Annotated in this window: 15 protein-coding genes; 4 read left to right on the plus strand and 11 right to left on the minus strand. The window is 71.4% G+C overall.

From position 1 onward, the window contains the following. Nucleotides 1–19: 19 nt before the first annotated feature. Both WFK95_RS15935 and guaB read right to left on the minus strand, forming a co-directional pair. On the minus strand, nt 20–1,198 hold the full coding sequence (locus tag WFK95_RS15935; protein WP_224650249.1) for a GuaB3 family IMP dehydrogenase-related protein: 1,179 nt from the start codon (nt 1,196–1,198) through the stop codon (nt 20–22). Nucleotides 1,199–1,257: 59 nt separating this feature from the next. Continuing rightward, entirely contained in the window at nt 1,258–2,796 is a 1,539-nt protein-coding gene (guaB, locus tag WFK95_RS15940) for an IMP dehydrogenase (protein ID WP_304941293.1), read from the minus strand. Nucleotides 2,797–2,880: 84 nt separating this feature from the next. Here guaB and WFK95_RS15945 point away from each other — a divergent pair, with 84 nt between their 5' ends. Further along, nucleotides 2,881–3,270 carry a DUF5319 domain-containing protein gene (locus WFK95_RS15945; protein ID WP_068522523.1) on the plus strand — a complete coding sequence of 130 codons (390 nt, stop codon included), beginning with the start codon at nt 2,881–2,883 and terminating at the stop codon, nt 3,268–3,270. Between the two features lie 77 nt (nt 3,271–3,347). On the opposite strand, the gene WFK95_RS15950 is transcribed toward WFK95_RS15945, so the two are convergent. Genes WFK95_RS15950 through WFK95_RS15960 form a run of 3 tightly spaced genes read right to left on the minus strand, consistent with a single transcriptional unit; the run spans nt 3,348 to nt 6,020 of the window. Further along, nucleotides 3,348–4,547 (minus strand): anti-sigma-D factor RsdA, encoded by a 1,200-nt coding sequence (locus WFK95_RS15950; RefSeq protein ID WP_336671238.1) that lies wholly within the window; start codon nt 4,545–4,547, stop codon nt 3,348–3,350. 1 nt (nt 4,548) lies between these two features. Beyond that, nucleotides 4,549–5,121: a sigma-70 family RNA polymerase sigma factor gene (locus WFK95_RS15955; RefSeq protein WP_224650252.1), complete on the minus strand. Its 573-nt coding sequence runs from the start codon at nt 5,119–5,121 to the stop codon at nt 4,549–4,551. A gap of 20 nt (nt 5,122–5,141) precedes the next feature. After that, nucleotides 5,142–6,020, minus strand: a complete 879-nt coding sequence (locus WFK95_RS15960) for a hypothetical protein (protein ID WP_336671239.1) — start codon at nt 6,018–6,020, stop codon at nt 5,142–5,144. Between the two features lie 376 nt (nt 6,021–6,396). Between WFK95_RS15960 and WFK95_RS15965 the strand changes: the two genes are divergently transcribed. Next, the gene (locus WFK95_RS15965; RefSeq protein WP_224650256.1) at nt 6,397–6,699 is read left to right on the plus strand and encodes a WhiB family transcriptional regulator; all 303 of its coding nucleotides are present in this window, start codon (nt 6,397–6,399) and stop codon (nt 6,697–6,699) included. 76 nt (nt 6,700–6,775) lie between these two features. Here WFK95_RS15965 and groL read toward each other — a convergent pair whose 3' ends face one another. The 5 genes from groL to WFK95_RS15990 all read right to left on the minus strand — a co-directional run bounded on the left by groL (nt 6,776) and on the right by WFK95_RS15990 (nt 13,770). Further along, nucleotides 6,776–8,383 carry a chaperonin GroEL gene (gene groL, locus WFK95_RS15970; protein WP_224650269.1) on the minus strand — a complete coding sequence of 536 codons (1,608 nt, stop codon included), beginning with the start codon at nt 8,381–8,383 and terminating at the stop codon, nt 6,776–6,778. Nucleotides 8,384–8,481: 98 nt separating this feature from the next. Next, the gene (gene groES, locus WFK95_RS15975) at nt 8,482–8,781 is read right to left on the minus strand and encodes a co-chaperone GroES (protein ID WP_068528650.1); all 300 of its coding nucleotides are present in this window, start codon (nt 8,779–8,781) and stop codon (nt 8,482–8,484) included. A gap of 170 nt (nt 8,782–8,951) precedes the next feature. Then, nucleotides 8,952–10,325 carry a DUF445 domain-containing protein gene (locus WFK95_RS15980; protein WP_336671240.1) on the minus strand — a complete coding sequence of 458 codons (1,374 nt, stop codon included), beginning with the start codon at nt 10,323–10,325 and terminating at the stop codon, nt 8,952–8,954. Between the two features lie 80 nt (nt 10,326–10,405). Continuing rightward, entirely contained in the window at nt 10,406–12,157 is a 1,752-nt protein-coding gene (locus tag WFK95_RS15985; RefSeq protein ID WP_336671241.1) for a DUF2339 domain-containing protein, read from the minus strand. Nucleotides 12,158–12,204: 47 nt separating this feature from the next. Beyond that, nucleotides 12,205–13,770: an MFS transporter gene (locus tag WFK95_RS15990; protein WP_336671242.1), complete on the minus strand. Its 1,566-nt coding sequence runs from the start codon at nt 13,768–13,770 to the stop codon at nt 12,205–12,207. A 61-nt stretch (nt 13,771–13,831) separates the two neighbouring features. Between WFK95_RS15990 and WFK95_RS15995 the strand changes: the two genes are divergently transcribed. Next, on the plus strand, nt 13,832–14,290 hold the full coding sequence (locus WFK95_RS15995) for a MarR family winged helix-turn-helix transcriptional regulator (protein ID WP_374201365.1): 459 nt from the start codon (nt 13,832–13,834) through the stop codon (nt 14,288–14,290). Between the two features lie 46 nt (nt 14,291–14,336). On the opposite strand, the gene WFK95_RS16000 is transcribed toward WFK95_RS15995, so the two are convergent. Continuing rightward, nucleotides 14,337–15,029, minus strand: a complete 693-nt coding sequence (locus tag WFK95_RS16000; protein WP_336671243.1) for an alpha/beta hydrolase — start codon at nt 15,027–15,029, stop codon at nt 14,337–14,339. A gap of 72 nt (nt 15,030–15,101) precedes the next feature. Between WFK95_RS16000 and WFK95_RS16005 the strand changes: the two genes are divergently transcribed. Continuing rightward, nucleotides 15,102–15,962, plus strand: coding sequence for an AraC family transcriptional regulator (locus WFK95_RS16005; protein ID WP_336671244.1), 861 nt, complete (start codon nt 15,102–15,104; stop codon nt 15,960–15,962). Nucleotides 15,963–15,965: the final 3 nt, after the last annotated feature.

Genomic DNA, 15,965 nt, shown 5'->3' on the forward strand with positions numbered 1-15,965 from the left:
CAATAACAGGGCTTCGCGCTCAGTACGCGACGTTGAGCCCCACCTTCTGGAACTCCTTGAGCTCGCTGTAGCCGGCCTTGGCCATCGACCGGCGCAGGCCGCCGACCAGGTTCAACTGGCCGTTCGGCTCCGTCGACGGGCCGGTGAGGATGGTCGAGAGCGACGGGGCGGTGCCGGCGGCGGCACCCTCCCCCGCGTCCAGGCCACCGAGCTGCGCGGGCGCGACCGCGCCGCGCGGCATCGACGGGTGTGCGGCCACCGACGGCCAGTACCAGCCCTTGCCCGGCGCCTCGGCGGCGATCGCCAGCGGCGCGCCCAGCATCGTGGCGTCGGCGCCGCACGCGATCGCGCGGGCGACGTCGCCGGAGCTGTAGATGTCGCCGTCGGCGATCACGTGCACGTATCGGCCACCGGTCTCGTCGAGGTAGTCCCGGCGGGCCGCAGCGGCATCCGCGATCGCGGTCGCCATCGGGACGCCGATGCCGAGCACCTCGCGGGTGGTGGTGGCGCCTTCGGCCGAGCCGTAGCCCACGATGACGCCGGCGGCGCCCGTGCGCATCAGGTGCAGCGCAGTGCGGTGATCGCTCACGCCGCCCGCGACGACGGGGACGTCGAGGTCGCCGATGAAGGTCTTCAGGTTGAGCGGCTCCCCCGCCGACTCCTCGTTGGAGACGTGCTCGGCGGAGATGATCGTGCCGTGGATGACCAGCAGGTCGATGCCCGCCTTGACCAGCACCGGCGTCAGCTCGCGGGCGCGCTGCGGAGAGACGCGGACCGCCACCGTCACCCCGGCGTCCCGGACCCGGCCGACGGCCGCGGCCAGCAGCTCGGGATCGAGCGGCGCGGCGTGCAGCTCCTGCAGGCGGCGGATCGCCGCGATGCCGGTGATGTCGGACGCGGCGAGCTCGACGACCTGCTCCAGCTGGGCCTCCGCGTCGCGGTGCCGGGAGAACAGGCCCTCCGCGTTGAGCACGCCCAGGCCGCCCAGCTTGCCGAGCTCGATCGCGAACTCCGGCGAGCCGATCGCGTCCGTCGGGTGCGAGAGGATCGGGGTGTCGAAGCGGTACGCGTCGAGCTGCCAGGCGGTGGACACCTCCTTCGAGGAACGGGTGCGCCGCGAGGGGACGATGTTCACGTCCTGCAGCTCGTAGGTGCGCCGGGCCGTGCGGCCCATGCCGATCTCAACCATGTCGCGCAACGCGCTCAGTCCTTCCGGTTCCGGAGCGACCGCTCCGAATGTGCCTGTTCAGCAGGGTTCTAGCGCGTGTAGTTCGGCGCCTCGACCGTCATCGTGATGTCGTGCGGGTGCGATTCTTTCAGACCCGCCGCGGTGATCTGCACGAACTGGGCGCGGTTGAGGTCCTCGATGGTCTGGCTGCCGGTGTAACCCATGGCCGCGCGGAGGCCACCGGTGAGCTGGTGGATCACCGAGCCGAGCGGGCCGCGGAAGGGCACGCGACCCTCGATGCCCTCGGGGACCAGCTTGTCCTCGGAGAGCACGTCGTCCTGGAAGTAGCGGTCCTTGGAGTAGGACTTGGCCTGGCCGCGGCCCTGCATGGCGCCGAGGCTGCCCATGCCGCGGTAGCTCTTGAACTGCTTCCCGCCGACGAGGATCAGCTCGCCCGGCGACTCCGCGGTGCCCGCGAGCAGCGAGCCGAGCATCGCCGTCGAGGCACCGGCCGCGAGGGCCTTCGCCACGTCGCCCGAGAACTGCAGGCCGCCGTCGGCGATGACCGGGACGCCGGCCGGCGCGCACGCCGCGGTCGCCTCGAGGATGGCCGTGATCTGCGGGGCGCCGACGCCGGCGACCACGCGGGTGGTGCAGATCGAGCCGGGGCCCACGCCCACCTTGACACCGTCGACGCCGGCCGCGACCAGCGCCGCCGCGCCGCCGCGGGTGGCGACGTTGCCGCCGATGAGCTGCACATCGTCGCCCAGCTCGAGCTTGAGCTTCTCGATCATGTTGAGCACGCCGCTCGAGTGGCCGTGCGCCGAATCGACCACCAGCACGTCGACGCCGGCGTCGCGCAGCGCCATCGCGCGCTCCCACGCCTCGTCGCCCGCGCCGACCGCGGCACCGACCAGCAGGCGGCCGTCGGAGTCCTTGGTCGCGTTCGGGTGCTGCTCGGTCTTGACGAAGTCCTTGACCGTGATCAGGCCGGTCAGCTTGCCGCTGCCGTCGACGATGGGCAGCTTCTCGATCTTGTGCCGGCGCAGCAGGCCCAGCGCGGCCTCGGCGGTGACGCCCTCCTGCGCGGTGATCAGCGGCGTCTTCGTCATCACCTCGGCGACGGGGCGGTCGAAGTCGACCTCGAAGCGCATGTCGCGGTTGGTGATGATGCCGACCAGCGTGCCCTTCTCGTCCGTGACGGGCAGGCCGGAGATCCGGAACCGGGCGCACATCTCGTCGACCTCGCGGAGCGTGTTCGACGGGCTGCAGGTCACGGGATCGGTGACCATGCCGGCCTCGGAGCGCTTGACCGTCTCGACCTGCTGCGCCTGCGCCTCGATGGAGAGGTTGCGGTGGAGCACGCCCATGCCGCCGTTGCGGGCCATCGCGATGGCCATGCGGGCCTCCGTGACGGTGTCCATCGCGGAGCTGATCAGCGGCACCTTGAGCGTGATCTCGCGGGTGAGCTTGGTGGAGATGTCGACCCCCGACGGGATCACGTCGGAGGCGGCGGGAACGAGGAGGACGTCGTCGAAGGTGAGGCCGAGCATCGCCACCTTCGCGGGGTCGTCGCCCCCGATGAAAACGTTGCCGGGTGCGGGCGCGGGAGAGGCGGAGCGCGTCATGTATCCATGGTACGCGGCGGATTCCTGTGCTCGTCACGCGCGTGTGACTGGCCTTCCCCGGTCATTCCTGCGTACCGTGGGGGCGTGCGCAACAATCTTCCTCCCGGCCTCCCGCCGGACCCGTTCGCCGACGACCCGAGCGACCCGACGGCCGCGCTGGACTCGCTCGACCCTGGTCAGCCCCTCGATCCCGCCGAACGACTCGCCGTCGAGGAGGACCTCGCGGACCTCTCCGTCTACGAGGCGCTGCTCGCGCACCGCGGCGTCCGCGGCCTGGTGATCTGCTGCGACGACTGTCAGGAAGATCACTACCACGACTGGGACATGCTGCGCGCGAACCTGCTGCAGCTGCTCGTCGACGGCACCGTCCGCCCGCACGAGCCCGCCTACGATCCGGCGCCCGACGCCTACGTCACGTGGGACTACTGCCGCGGCTACGCCGATGCGGCGATGAACCTCGCGAACGAGGAGTGATCCGGCGCTAGTCGCACCCGGACACGGCGAAGGCCCCCACCGCGCGGTGGGGGCCTTCGCTGTTCGTCATGCGGTCGCTACCGCGGGAGCCAGTCCTCCGGCACGACCGTCAGGATCGACCCGGCCGCTGCCGTCGTGGTCGTCGTCGTGGCGGTCGGCCGGGGCCGCGTCGTGGTCGTCGTCGGCGTCGTGGGCTCCGTCGCGGAGGTCGGGGCCGTGGTCGTCGTGGTGGTCGGCGTCGTGGTCGTCGGCTCCGGCGTCGTGGTCGGCACCGTCGTCGTCGGCGTGGTCGGCCGGGTCGGGTACGTCGGCGTCGTCGGGCGGGTCGGCTCCGTCGGCAGCGTGACCGTCGGCTCCGTCGTCGACGTCGGCGGAACCGACGGCGAGGGCGACGGTGACGGCGGTCGCGTCGAGGTGGGCAGGTCGGTCGATCCGACCGGCAGCCCGGCGCGCGCCTCCGCGGCGCGGATCCGCTCCTCGAGCGCGGCGCGGTCCTTCTCGTTCTTCACCTTCGCGGCCTGCTGCCGGGCGCTGACCAGCGCGGCCTGCGCCTCCGCCTGGTTGCTGGAGTCGATCGCGTTGTCCGCGCTCTCGAGCTGCGCCTTCGCCTCCGAGGTGGCGATCGTCTGCGAGGCGGCGTCCGAGAAGACGACCTCCTTGACGCTCCACAGCGCACCGTCGCCCGGGCTCGCGGAGTTCACGAGCACCGTGCCGCCACCGAGGATCGCCACGGCAGCGGCGGCCGCGCCGGCCACCAGGCCGAAGCGCTTGCCGCGCCGCGACGGGGCGTCACCGATCGGCGTCACGTCGCCGTTCCCGTCGCCCGACGGTGGGCCGTCGGCCGCGGGGGCCGGAGGCGGGGGCACCGGACGGGTGGGCCGAGCCGGGCGGAAGCCCCGCGTACGGCGCCCGGTTCCGGTGGCGGCGACCATCTCGTCGACCGACGGGCCGGCCGGGACCGGCGTGGTGACGATCTCGTCGCGCCAGTCCGCGAGCAGCGACGCGAGAGCGAACTCGGTCTGATCCGCGGTGGTGACGGCACCGCCGGCCGCGAGCGCCTCGATCAGGTCGTCGTCGCGGCGGACCGCGGCCACGTCGACGGGCGCGCCGTCGTCGGTGACGCGGTCGACGAAGCCGGTGTCGTCGGCTCCCAGGTCGCGAGGTGCACCGGGCCGCATCGGGCGCATCGGCGGACCCAGACGGTGAGCGGCCGTGCGCTCGGGGTCGTGCGGGTCGAAGCCCCCGTGGTTGTCGCCCCTGTTGTTCTCGTCGGCCATGTCAGTTCTCACCTTCTTTCGCGATCTGGTTCTTCAGCTTGGTCAGCGCGCGGTGCTGGGCCACGCGAACGGCACCGGCGGTACCGCCCACGGCCTCCGCGGTCTCCTCGGCCGACAGGCCGACGACCACGCGGAGGATCAGGATCTCGCGCTGCTTCTCGGGGAGCGTGCTGAGCAGTCGGGCCATGTCACGGCTCGCCTCGGTGGCGAGCGCGTGGCTCTCGGGCCCGCCTTCCAGCGACGCTCTCTCTGGAATCTCGCCCACGGGGTCGGATTTGTTACGCGAAGCGTTCCGGAAGCCGTCCGCGACCTTGTGCGCGGCGATTCCGTACACGAACGCCATGAAGGGACGCCCCTGGTCCTGATAACGGGGCAGCGCCGTCATCACAGCCATGCACACCTCCTGCGCGAGATCCTCAGCCGACAGCGAGTGACGCTCGCCGCCCCCGACCCGCGCACGGCAGTACCGCACGACGAGGGGTCGGATGGTGTCGAGAACATCTGCGAGCGCAGACCTGTCGCCCTGCGCTGCTTCGCGCACGGCCCGGTCGAGCTCCTCACCTGTCAGATTCATCGCCAGCCTGCATTCCGCCGTTACACCCCTGCCAGATCCGCGCCATCACGAACCCATTCCTCCTCCAGAGCAGCCGCGATCCGTGCCGCCCCCGCGCCCCGCTCCTCCCCTGACGTGCCGCTCATCATTTTCGCACCGGCCCACCTTAGAGGATTCAACACCGACTCGGTGGCGACCCGGTACGCGTTCTCGACAAGTTCCGCGGCCCGGTCGGCCTGCCCCGAGGCCATCGCCCCGGCGCCCGCGATGAGGAGCGTCTTCGCGTGATGACGCGGGCGGCCCGGTCCCGGATCGGCCGTGAGCAGGGCGTCGACGGCGTCCGCCGCGCCCGCGGTGTCCCCGGAGTACACGGCGAGCTCTGCGGCCACCCAGTCCCGGCGCAGCCGGGCGCGGGGCACCGTCCACCACGGGACCGGCCCCGACGGCGCACCGTCGGACCCGGCCGTCGCGGCCGCACCGGCGTCGTACGCCGCGAGGTGCTCGTCGGCGCGCGAGAGGAGCCGCGCACTGAGGGCGTACCGTCCGGTCCCCAGGGCGTCCGCCGCGAGCCCCACCGTCGCGTCGATCGTCAATGCCACGCTCATGCCGTACACAGGTTGTTCACACCCTGTGTATGCAATCGCCAAGGCGGCGCCGTCGGGAACCGTGGCGGCGCGGTGCCGGCCGGACTGCCGCAGCATCGACGCCTCGAGACACCGGGCGGCGGATCCGAAGGAACCGTCGGACACCCCCGCGGTGAGGGCGCGCGCGGCGGCGAACCGCCCGGCGCCGGCCAGCGCCACCGACCGCAGCCACACCCGTCCCTGCGGACCGTCGAGCGGACCGACGGGACCGCAGTCCGTTCCGAACGCCGCCACGAGGAGCGCCTCCGTGGAGGCGCCCGACTGTCCAGTTTCCAAAGATTTAACCTTCCAGAATTTGCAGGCGTGACAATGGCGCACGGAGCCCGTTCACAGGCGTTGACGTTACCGGCATGTAAGGCGATTCCGGCCCGTCGACCGCCACCGAACCATCCATCGTTACGGCGTACGATAAATCGAAACATAGCATCACCTGCAGGAATCCCTCACAGGACACTCGGTTCACGGTCGCAATTCCCAGGATGCATACCGCCGGGATGAATGAACACGACGTTAATTCTCACGCTGATCGAATCACCCCCCGGATACCCCCGAGCGGGTTGACCTTCGTCTAGCGAACTGCCTACGGTGAGAGCGCGAGAGGAACAACGACGTTTCCACGCCCGCGAGACCGCCGAGTGTTTGGAGAATGCGCATGCCTCAACCCAACGAGCTCCCCGGTCCCAACTCGGACTTCTGGGACTGGCAGATGCACGGCGTGTGTCGCGGGGTCGACAGCTCGGTGTTCTTCCATCCCGACGGCGAGCGCGGCCGGGCTCGTGCGCAGCGCGAGCGGCGCGCCAAGGAGCTGTGCCGGACGTGCCCCGTCCTCGCCCAGTGCCGCGCGCACGCGATCACCGTCGCCGAGCCCTACGGGATCTGGGGCGGCCTGTCGGAGTCGGAGCGCGCAGCCCTCGCGTCGAAGTCGCGGGTCAAGACCAGCCGCATCGCGGGCTGACGCCCCACGGAACGCAGGAGCGCCCCCGACCGGCCGGTCGGGGGCGCTCCGTTCTGCGCGAGCTCGGGAGCCGCTCCTAGTGGGAGTGGCCCGCGTGCGCGTCCTCGGCCTGCTCGGCCGGCTTGTCGACGACGGTGACCTCGGTGGTGAGGATCATCCGCGCCACCGACGCGGCGTTCACCACGGCGCTGCGGGTGACCTTCACCGGGTCGATGACGCCGTCGGCGATGAGATCGCCGAAGACCAGCGTGGCGGCGTTGAAGCCCTTGCCGGTCTCGGTCACCTGGTTGACGATGACCGCACCGTCCTCGCCGGCGTTGGTGGCGATCCAGTACAGCGGGGCGGTCAGCGCGCGCCGGAAGGCACGCACGCCCAGCTTGAAGTCGCCCTCGGCGCCGTCCTCGAGGTCGGCCAGCTGCGCGCTGACCTTGACCAGCGCGGTGCCGCCGCCGGAGACGATGCCCTCCTCGACCGCGGCGCGCGCGGCGGAGACGGCGTCCTCGACGCGGTGCTTGCGCTCCTTGAGCTCGGTCTCGGTGTGCGCACCCACGCGGATCACGGCCACGCCGCCGGCCAGCTTCGCGAGGCGCTCGGAGAGCTTCTCGCGGTCCCAGTCGGAGTCGCTGTTCTCGATCTCGGCCTTGATCTGCGCCGCGCGCTGCTTGACGTCCTCCGAGGAGCCGGCACCGTCGACGATGGTGGTGGCGTCCTTGGTCACCTCGACGCGCCGGGCGCTGCCCAGCAGGTCGATGCCGGCCGTGGCCAGGCTCAGGCCCAGGTCGGTGTTGATGACGGTGCCGCCGGTGACGATGGCGAGATCCTCGAGGAAGGCCTTGCGGCGATCACCGAAGAACGGCGCCTTCACGGCGACGGCGCGGATGGTCTTGCGCAGGGTGTTGAGCACCAGGGTCGACAGGGGCTCGCCCTCGACGTCCTCGGCGACGATCAGCACCGGCTTGCCGGTCTCGAGGATCTTCTCGAGCAGCGGCAGGAAGTCGGGCAGCGACGTGATCTTGTCGCGGACCAGCAGCACCAGGGCGTCGTCGAAGACGACCTTGCGCTCCTCGAGGTCCGTGACGAAGTTCGGGGAGATGTAACCCTTGTCGAACTGCACGCCCTCGGTCACGACGACGTCGGTCTCGACGCCCGAGCTCTCCTCGATCGTGACGACGCCGTCGGCGCCGACCTTGGTCATCGCGGAGCCGATCATCGCGCCCAGCTCCGCGTCGCGCGAGCTGACGGTCGCGACCTGCGCGATCGCCTTCTCGCCGTCGACCGGGGTGGCCTGCGAGACCAGGATCTCGGCGGCCTTGTCCGCCGCCGCGCCGATGCCCTTGCCGAACTCGATCGGGTTGGCGCCGGCCGCGACGTTGCGCAGGCCCTCCTTGACGATCGCCTGTGCGAGCACGGTGGCGGTCGTGGTGCCGTCGCCGGCGATGTCGTTGGTCTTGGTCGCCACGGACTTCACCAGCTGGGCGCCCAGGTTCTCGACCGGGTCCTCCAGCTCGATCTCCTTGGCGATGGTCACGCCGTCGTTGGTGACGACGGGGCCGCCGAAGGCCTTCGCCAGCACCACGTGGCGGCCACGGGGGCCGAGGGTGACCTTGACCGCGTCGGCGAGCTCGTCGACACCGGCCTCCAGGCTGCGGCGCGCCGACTCGTCGAATGCGATTTGCTTAGCCATGTTTCAAAGCTCCTCAAGCTCTGCGGAAACGGCCGGACCGCCCCGTCCCGGGCTGATTCCCAGGGGCGGGGCGGTCCGGAATTCGCACGTGTGCGCCGTTACTTGCCGATGACGGCCAGGACGTCGCGCGCGGAGAGCACGAGGTACTCCTCGCCGTCGTAGTTGAACTCGGTGCCGCCGTACTTGCTGAACAGCACGGTGTCGCCCTCGTTGATGCCGGTCGGAACCCGGTTGCCCTGCTCCGTCACGCGGCCCTCGCCCACGGCGACGACGGTGCCGGTCTGCGGCTTCTCCTTGGCGGTGTCCGGGATGACCAGGCCCGACGCGGTGGTGGTCTCGGCCTCGGTGGCCTTCACCAGGATCTTGTCGTCAAGCGGCTTGATGTTCACGCTCGCCACAGTTCGCCTCCATGTGTGGAAAATCTTCTGTATGTCAGGGTGGCCCGAAAGTCACAGCCGTCGTCGCGGGTGCCGGCGTCACCTTGTGCGCGCGGATCTCCCCGCGCACACGAACCACTTAGCACTCTACCGATGGGAGTGCTAGCACTCAAGGGCGGTGGTCGGACAATTCAGTGAGTGAGATGCTCCACCATCAGAACCTGCAGTTCACCGACGAGGAAGCCGAGGATCGCGCCCACCATGATGAGCGTCTTCTCGTCCGCCTGGAACGCCGGACGGAGCACGCCCTCGAACTCGTCGGGGGTCATCGCCGCCATCTTCTGCACCATCGTCGTGCGGATGTCGAGCTTCGCGTCGAGATAGTCGTTGGCGTCCCCCAGCATCACCGGCATCGACGCGACGAAGTCGTCCGCGCCCGCGCGCGACATCGGCCCGATCTGGGCCATGTCGAGGCCGCCCACGACCCTGCCCACCTGCCCGCCGACGGCGCCGCCCACCATCCCCACCGCGTCCGCGACCACGCCGACCAGGTTCCCCGCCGTGAGCGGGCCGACGCCGACCTTGTCGAGCCCGAGGTTCTGCGCGTTGCTCCGCAGCGCCTTCTCGACACTGGGGATCTCGTCCTCCATCGCCTCGCGCAGCACGCCCGCCACGACGGTCACCAGCTGGTCCCGCTGCGGGCCCGTGAACAGCGAGCGGACCAGCCGCTCCGCGGTGAGCACGCGGGTGGCGATGAGCGCGCCGTACTCCTCGGAGACGGGGATGCGGTGCTTCTGGAACAGGCCCTGCCACGGGATGAAGCCGAGGTACTTCTTCGGCTCCTTCGGGTTGAAGATCAGCCGCAGCGCGGCCCAGTCGGTGAACCAGCCGGTGAAGAGGCCGAACAGCGGCATGATCCACGGATTGCGGAAGAGCGCCCAGCAGGCGGCCTGCAGCAGGCCGATGAAGAAGCCGAAGACGAGGCCGCTGTTGCGGATGAAGGCGAACTCGCGCCGGCCCACGTCGAGGAACATCTTCTCGAGCACGTCGGGGTCGGCGAGCACCTCGCGCGTGACCATCTCCTTGAGGTCGAAGACCTCGTCGATGTTCTCCCGGATCGCCGCGACCAGCTTGGGAATGAGGTCCCGCGCGACGACCTGGGCACGCTGGATCACCAGCTCCTGGGCGGTCGACGGCAGCAGGTTCCACAGCGCGGGCTGGTACTCGGCGGCCACCTCCGGCACGATCCGCGCGACCTCGCGGCGCAGCTGCCGCTCCATGCGATCACCCAGCTCGTCCGCGTCGACCTTCTCGAGGATGTCCGAGGCCGAGACCAGCCGGTCGGTGAGGGTGTCGCACAGCACCTCGACCATCTGCGGCGCCCGCTTCGGGATGATGCCCTGCCAGCCGAGCTTGCCGATGCCCTTGAACTGGTGCGGCCGGAACATCATCCGGATCGCGACCACCTTGGTCCCGTAGCCGATGAGCGCCGCGATGATCGGCATGGACAGGTAGATGAGCCAGTTCCGTTGAACGTCCGCAGTGATCTCGGCCCAGGTCTGCATGGCGGACACCCTACGCACGACGATCGGTGAACGTGATGTGAATCACACGAGGGCGTGCTACTCCACCAGGCGCGGTCCCGTCATCCGACGGTGCGCCGGGCCCGGTCCGACCGGGCCGCGTAGGCCGCGCCCACCCCCAGCAGGGTGATGCCGACCAGCAGGAAGGCGATCACGCGCACCGCACCGTCGAGGGCGGCGAGGTCGAAGAGGAAGAGCTTGGCGACGGCGCCGCCGATGAGCGCGAGCCCGGCGACGTTCCCGGCCGTGCCCCAGTCGTGGCGCCGCTGCAGCAGCAGGTACGCGCCGGTCGTGATCCAGGCGACGGTGGCGACGCCGTGGCCCCAGCGGGCGCCCTCCGCACCGCCGAGCGCCCAGCCGAGGTTCGCGAGCAGCGCGGTCGCCGCACCGAGGGCCGCGACGCCGCAGACCACGCCGATGAGGTTCCGGCTCTCCTCCGGCACCTGCGGGACGAGTCGCCATGCGGCAACGACGGCGAAGACCAGCGCGAGGACGGCGGCCGCGATCGCGGGGGCGGTGCCCGCGCCGCGGCGGACGGCATCGTCGAGCAGGGTCGTCGTCGCGCCGTACCGCTCGAGCGCGACGGCGAGGCCCAGTCCGCCGAGGGCCGCGCCGGCCCAGCAGGCCGACGGTTCGCGGCCGGCGGCGATCAGCGCGCCGATCCCGAGGGCGAGCAGCACCGCGGGCAGCGAGGCGGCGGGCGCGCAGAGCACGGACCCGATGAGCGCGGCGAAGGCCGCGACGCCGAACCACACGCCGCGGACCGCGGGCACGGTACCCGGCATGAGGCCGAGCGCGATCGTCGCCGCGACCAGGGCGAGGGCGGCGAACGCGGCGGCCCATTCGGGGGCGGCGATCATCGCGAGCAGCACGGGCGCCGCGGAGACGATCCCGGCGGAGACCAGCGGCCGGCACCGGCCGGCGCGGGCGTCGGGATCGGCGGCGGCGAGGAGGCCGACGACGGCGCCGAGCACCGTCGCGCCCAGGATCGGGAGCGCGTCGGCCGATCCGGCGCCGAGGGCGAGCGCCGCGAGGGTGAGCGAGGTGCCGGCCGAGCGGACCACGTGCAGCCACGGCCACGAGGCCGGACGCGAGACGCCGATCGAGGCGATGGCGAGGATCAGGGTGAAGCCGCCGAGCAGGTAGGCGTTGTCGGCGAGCGGCGGCGCCAGCAGGTAGACGGGAGCGTAGAGCGCGATCCCGAGCCACTGACTGCGCCACCGCTGGGCGAGCGCGAGCCCGCCGAGGGCGATGAGGCCCGAGAGGGTGAGCCCCACGACCGGGGGCACCCACTCGTAGATCCCGGTGACGGCGACGGTGTCGAGGTAGGTCGCGGCGACGCCGGTGGCGGCGAGGGCGATGGACCCGATGCGTCCGCCGGGGCGCCGATGCAGCCACAGCGCGGCGCCGAGGAGGCCCGCGGCGAGCGCGGTCCCGAGGCCGACGCGGACCGCCGGCCCGAGGAGCCCCGCCTGCGCGGCGAGGACGAGGAGCAGCGCGACACCGATCAGCGTCACGAGCACGCCCGCGCCGGCGAGCACCCGCGCGACGGTGAAGACGGGCGGCCGCACCGGCCGCGCGGGCGCGGGAGCCGGGAAGGGAATCGGCGGAGGCGGCGGCACCGGGCGCGGCTGGGGCGCCGGCACGGGAGCCGGCGCCGGCCGCTGCACCTGGCTGATGAGCACGGGGACGGCGACGGGCCGCCGCATCACGTCGAGTTCGGTCTGCATCCATTGCAACCGGCGGACGGTGATATCGAGTTCGGTGGCGAGCCGGGCGATCCAGGCGTCTGATTGCGGGGCGGTCTGAGGCATGCCCTTACGCTGCCGCGCCGGGGTGCGGCGCGGCAGCGTAGGACTACTCAGTCGACGGCGGTACTTCCCACCTCGGCCTTCACCCCGGGAGCGGAGTCGGGACCGGGGACGGCGGCACCGTCGGACCGGCCCGGGCGGGCGAGGGCGAGGACCGTCACCGTGCCGGCGAGGCCGACGAGGGTGAGCCCGACGACCACGGCGATGGCGGTGGTCATGCCGGGCAGCAGCTGCCCCGGCACGGCCTGAGCGCCCGCGCTGGTGGTGATCGCGGTGACGACGGCCATCATCACGGCGCCGCCCACCTGGATGAAGGTGTTGAGCAGGCCGGAGGCGAGGCCCTGCTCGTCGTCGTCCACGCCCTCGGTGGCCTGCGAGTTCACGGCCGGGAAGGTGAGGGCGAAGCCGACGCCGAGCAGCAGGATCGTCGGGAACAGGAACAGCCAGTAGCTGGCGCCGGCCTCCGCGCGGAGGAACCAGACGTACGCGCCGAGGAAGGCCGTGAGGCCGACGGCGACGAGGACGGTGCTGTTCACGCGGTCGAGCACGGCGTCGATCTTGGTCGCCGAGGCCACCACGAGCAGGCCGGCGGGCAGGAAGGCCAGCGACATGGCGACGGGGCTCCAGCCCAGCGAGTCCTGCACGTACAGCGTGACGAGGAACTGGAAGGCCGCGTACCCGCCGAACATGACGAAGCCGGCAAGGTTGGCGTGCACCAGCCGGACGGAGCGCAGGATGCCCAGCCGGACCAGCGGGTGCCGGTGCTTGGCCTCGATCACCACGAAGGCGACCGCGAGCAGCGCGGACACGGCGAACAGGGTGAGCACCGTGGCCGAGGTCCAGCCGAGGTGCGGCGCCTGGACCACCGTGTAGACGAGGATCAGCAGCGCGCCGGTCGAGGTGAGGGCCCCGGCCACGTCGAAGCGCTTGAAGGCGAAGGTCTCCGACGGTGCGGTGCGCGGGATGACCTTCCACCCCAGGATGACCAGCGCGAGGGCGACCGGGCCGGGGAACAGCAGGGTGAGCCGGTAGGAGACCTCGGTGAGCAGGCCGCCGAAGACCAGGCCCATCGAGAAGCCGGAGGCTCCGGCGACCGTGTAGATGGAGAAGGCCTTGTTGCGGGCCGGCCCCTCGGCGAAGGTCGTGGTGATGATCGACAGGCCGGCGGGGACGGTGAAGGCCGCGGCGACGCCCTTGATGAAGCGCAGCGCGATCAGTGCGGTCGGCATGTCGACGAAGGCGGTGGCGACGGAGGCCACGCCGAAGACGAGGACGGCGCCGAGGAAGACGGGACGCCGGCCGATCAGGTCGGCGGCGCGACCGCCGAGGAGCAGCAGGCCGCCGTAGCCGAGGACGTAGCCGGAGACGATCCACTGCAGGGACGACGGGTCCATGCCGAGGGCGGCCTTGATGGAGGGCAGTGCCACGCCCACCATCGAGATGTCGAGGGCGTCGAGGAACAGGGCGCCGCAGAGGACGAGCAGGAGCAGCCAGGTCCGGGAGGTCCAGCCGGAGGCGGTGGTGACGTGGAGTTCTTCCCTCCCGGGGGTCGGGTTCGACGGTGCTGTCGGGGGTTCGTGTGTCGTGGTCACTCCGGAGACTCTATGCGCACGCATTAAATGTGTCCACATTTAATGCGCAGGAATATTTTGCGTCGGTCCGGTGTAGACTGCGGGCATGAGCGTCAAAGGCGACGTCGCCCCGGTCGACGTGAGCACCTGCACCCCCGCGGACGACGCGCTGGCCGAGCAGTGGCACCGGCTGATGCGCGACTACTCCCGCATGACCTGCGCGCTCGACCGCGCGCTCGCGGCGCACGAGCTGACCTCGTCGGAGTTCGAGGTGCTCGAACAGCTCGAACTGGCCCGAGCCGGGGACCGCGCCAACGTGCGCATGGCCGACCTGGCCGAGCACGTGCACCTCTCCCAGTCGGCGCTCTCGCGTCTGGTCGCGCGCCTCGAGAAGGACGGCCTCGCGACCCGCAGCATGTGCGAGAGCGATCGACGGTCGGTGTTCACCGCCATCACCGACAGCGGCCGTCAGCGCTACGACGCGGCTCGGCCGACCCAGCGCGCGGTGTTGCGCGCCGAATCGGCCGAGTGCGGAATGCGGGAGTACCTCTGCGGCGAGGAGTGAGCCTCGGCTCGGAGTGAACCTCGGCTCGGAGTGATCGACCCGACGGTCAGCCGTCGAGGCCGGTCACCGCGCGGTCGATGAGATCCGCGATCTCGCGGGGATGCGAGGCCAGGGAGGCGTGGCTCGCGTCGAGTTCGATCACCTCGCGGGCGCCGATGCGCTCGGCCATCCGGCGCTCGTTGTCCGGGTGGATCATCCGGTCCTGCGTGGACACCTGGTACCAGCTCGGCTTGTGCCGCCAGGCCGGATCCGTCACGGTGTCGCCGAACGTCGAGCCGAGCGGGGCCTTCTGCGTGACGGCCATGACGAGCGCGGCGTCCTCGTCGAGGTCCTGGGCGAAGCTGTCGCGGAAGCGGTCCTGCGCGATCCACAGGTAGCCGTCGGAGTCGGGGGCGATCGCGTCGACGGCGGCCGGCGGGTGCTGCTCGGTGATCGCGCCGGGGCTCTCGCCCACGTCGGGCGCGAAGGCCGCGACGTAGACCAGGCCCACGACGTTGGGCTGGTTCCCGGCCTCGGTGATCACGGCGCCGCCGTAGGAGTGGCCGACGAGCAGCACGGGACCGTCGACCTGCGCGACCATCTTCCGCGTGCGCTCGGCGTCGTCGGCGAGAGAGGTGAGCGGGTTCTCGACGGCCCGCAGCTCGGGGTAGCCGCGGCGACGCAGCTCGACGATGAGATCTCCCCAGTGGGCGGCCCCGCCCCAGAATCCGTGGACCAGGACGATCGTGGGCTTCGTCATCGGTAGTGACCTTTCGTGTGCAGTGGCTTATCCTTGCCCTGTCCACGCTAGAAGGATGCAAGGTCAAATACCATGCCTGATTCACCCTCTTTCTTTGCCGATCGTCCAGACGATGCGCCGGACGCCCTCAGCGCGCTGCTTCGCGCCGTGCACCTGCGCGGCGACCGCGTGCGCCGCGGGTCCTCCACCCGGCCCGTCAGCCTGCGCATCACAGGACGGCGGGTCGTCCACCTCGCGGTATCCGAGGGGATGACGGTGCGCGTCGGCGGCACGACGGTGGCGCTGGGCCCCTCCGACATGGCGCTGCTCCCCCGGGGCGACGAGCACGTGCTGTCCGGTCCCGCGGGCGCGGACTGGGTCACCGGGGAGTTCACGGCCGACCACGCCGTCGCCGACCCCGTGCTCGCGGTGCTGCCACCGGTGATCCACTGCTCGGGGGCGGCGCCCGACGCGCAGTGGCTGCGCGCGAGCCTGGAACTGCTCCTCGCCGAGACGGATTCGCCGAGCCCGGGCAGCCACGTCATGGCGGCGCGGATCCTCGACCTGCTCTTCATCCACGCACTGCGCCAGTGGGCGGCGGGAGCGGAGTCCGGCCCCGGCTGGCTGACCGCCGCGATGGACCCACGGCTCGGACCGGTGCTCACCGCCGTGCACGCGCACCCCGAACACCCTTGGAGCATCGACGAACTCGCCCGCGTCGCCGCCTTGTCACGGTCGGCTTTGGCAGCACGGTTCACCCGCTCGCTGGGCGTGCCGCCGGCCGCGTACGTCGCCGCGCGGCGACTCGATCGGGCAGCAGAGCTGTTGCGCGACACCGACTCCCCCGTCGCGGAAGTGGGCCGCGCGGTGGGCTACGCGTCGGAGGCGGGTTTCAGCCGGGCCTTCCACCGCCGCTTCGGCACCCCTCCCCTGCGCTGGCGCGCGCAGCAGTAGCGG

It is taken from the genome of Tsukamurella sp. USMM236, from assembly GCF_037148755.1.
GTDB lineage: Bacteria > Actinomycetota > Actinomycetes > Mycobacteriales > Mycobacteriaceae > Tsukamurella.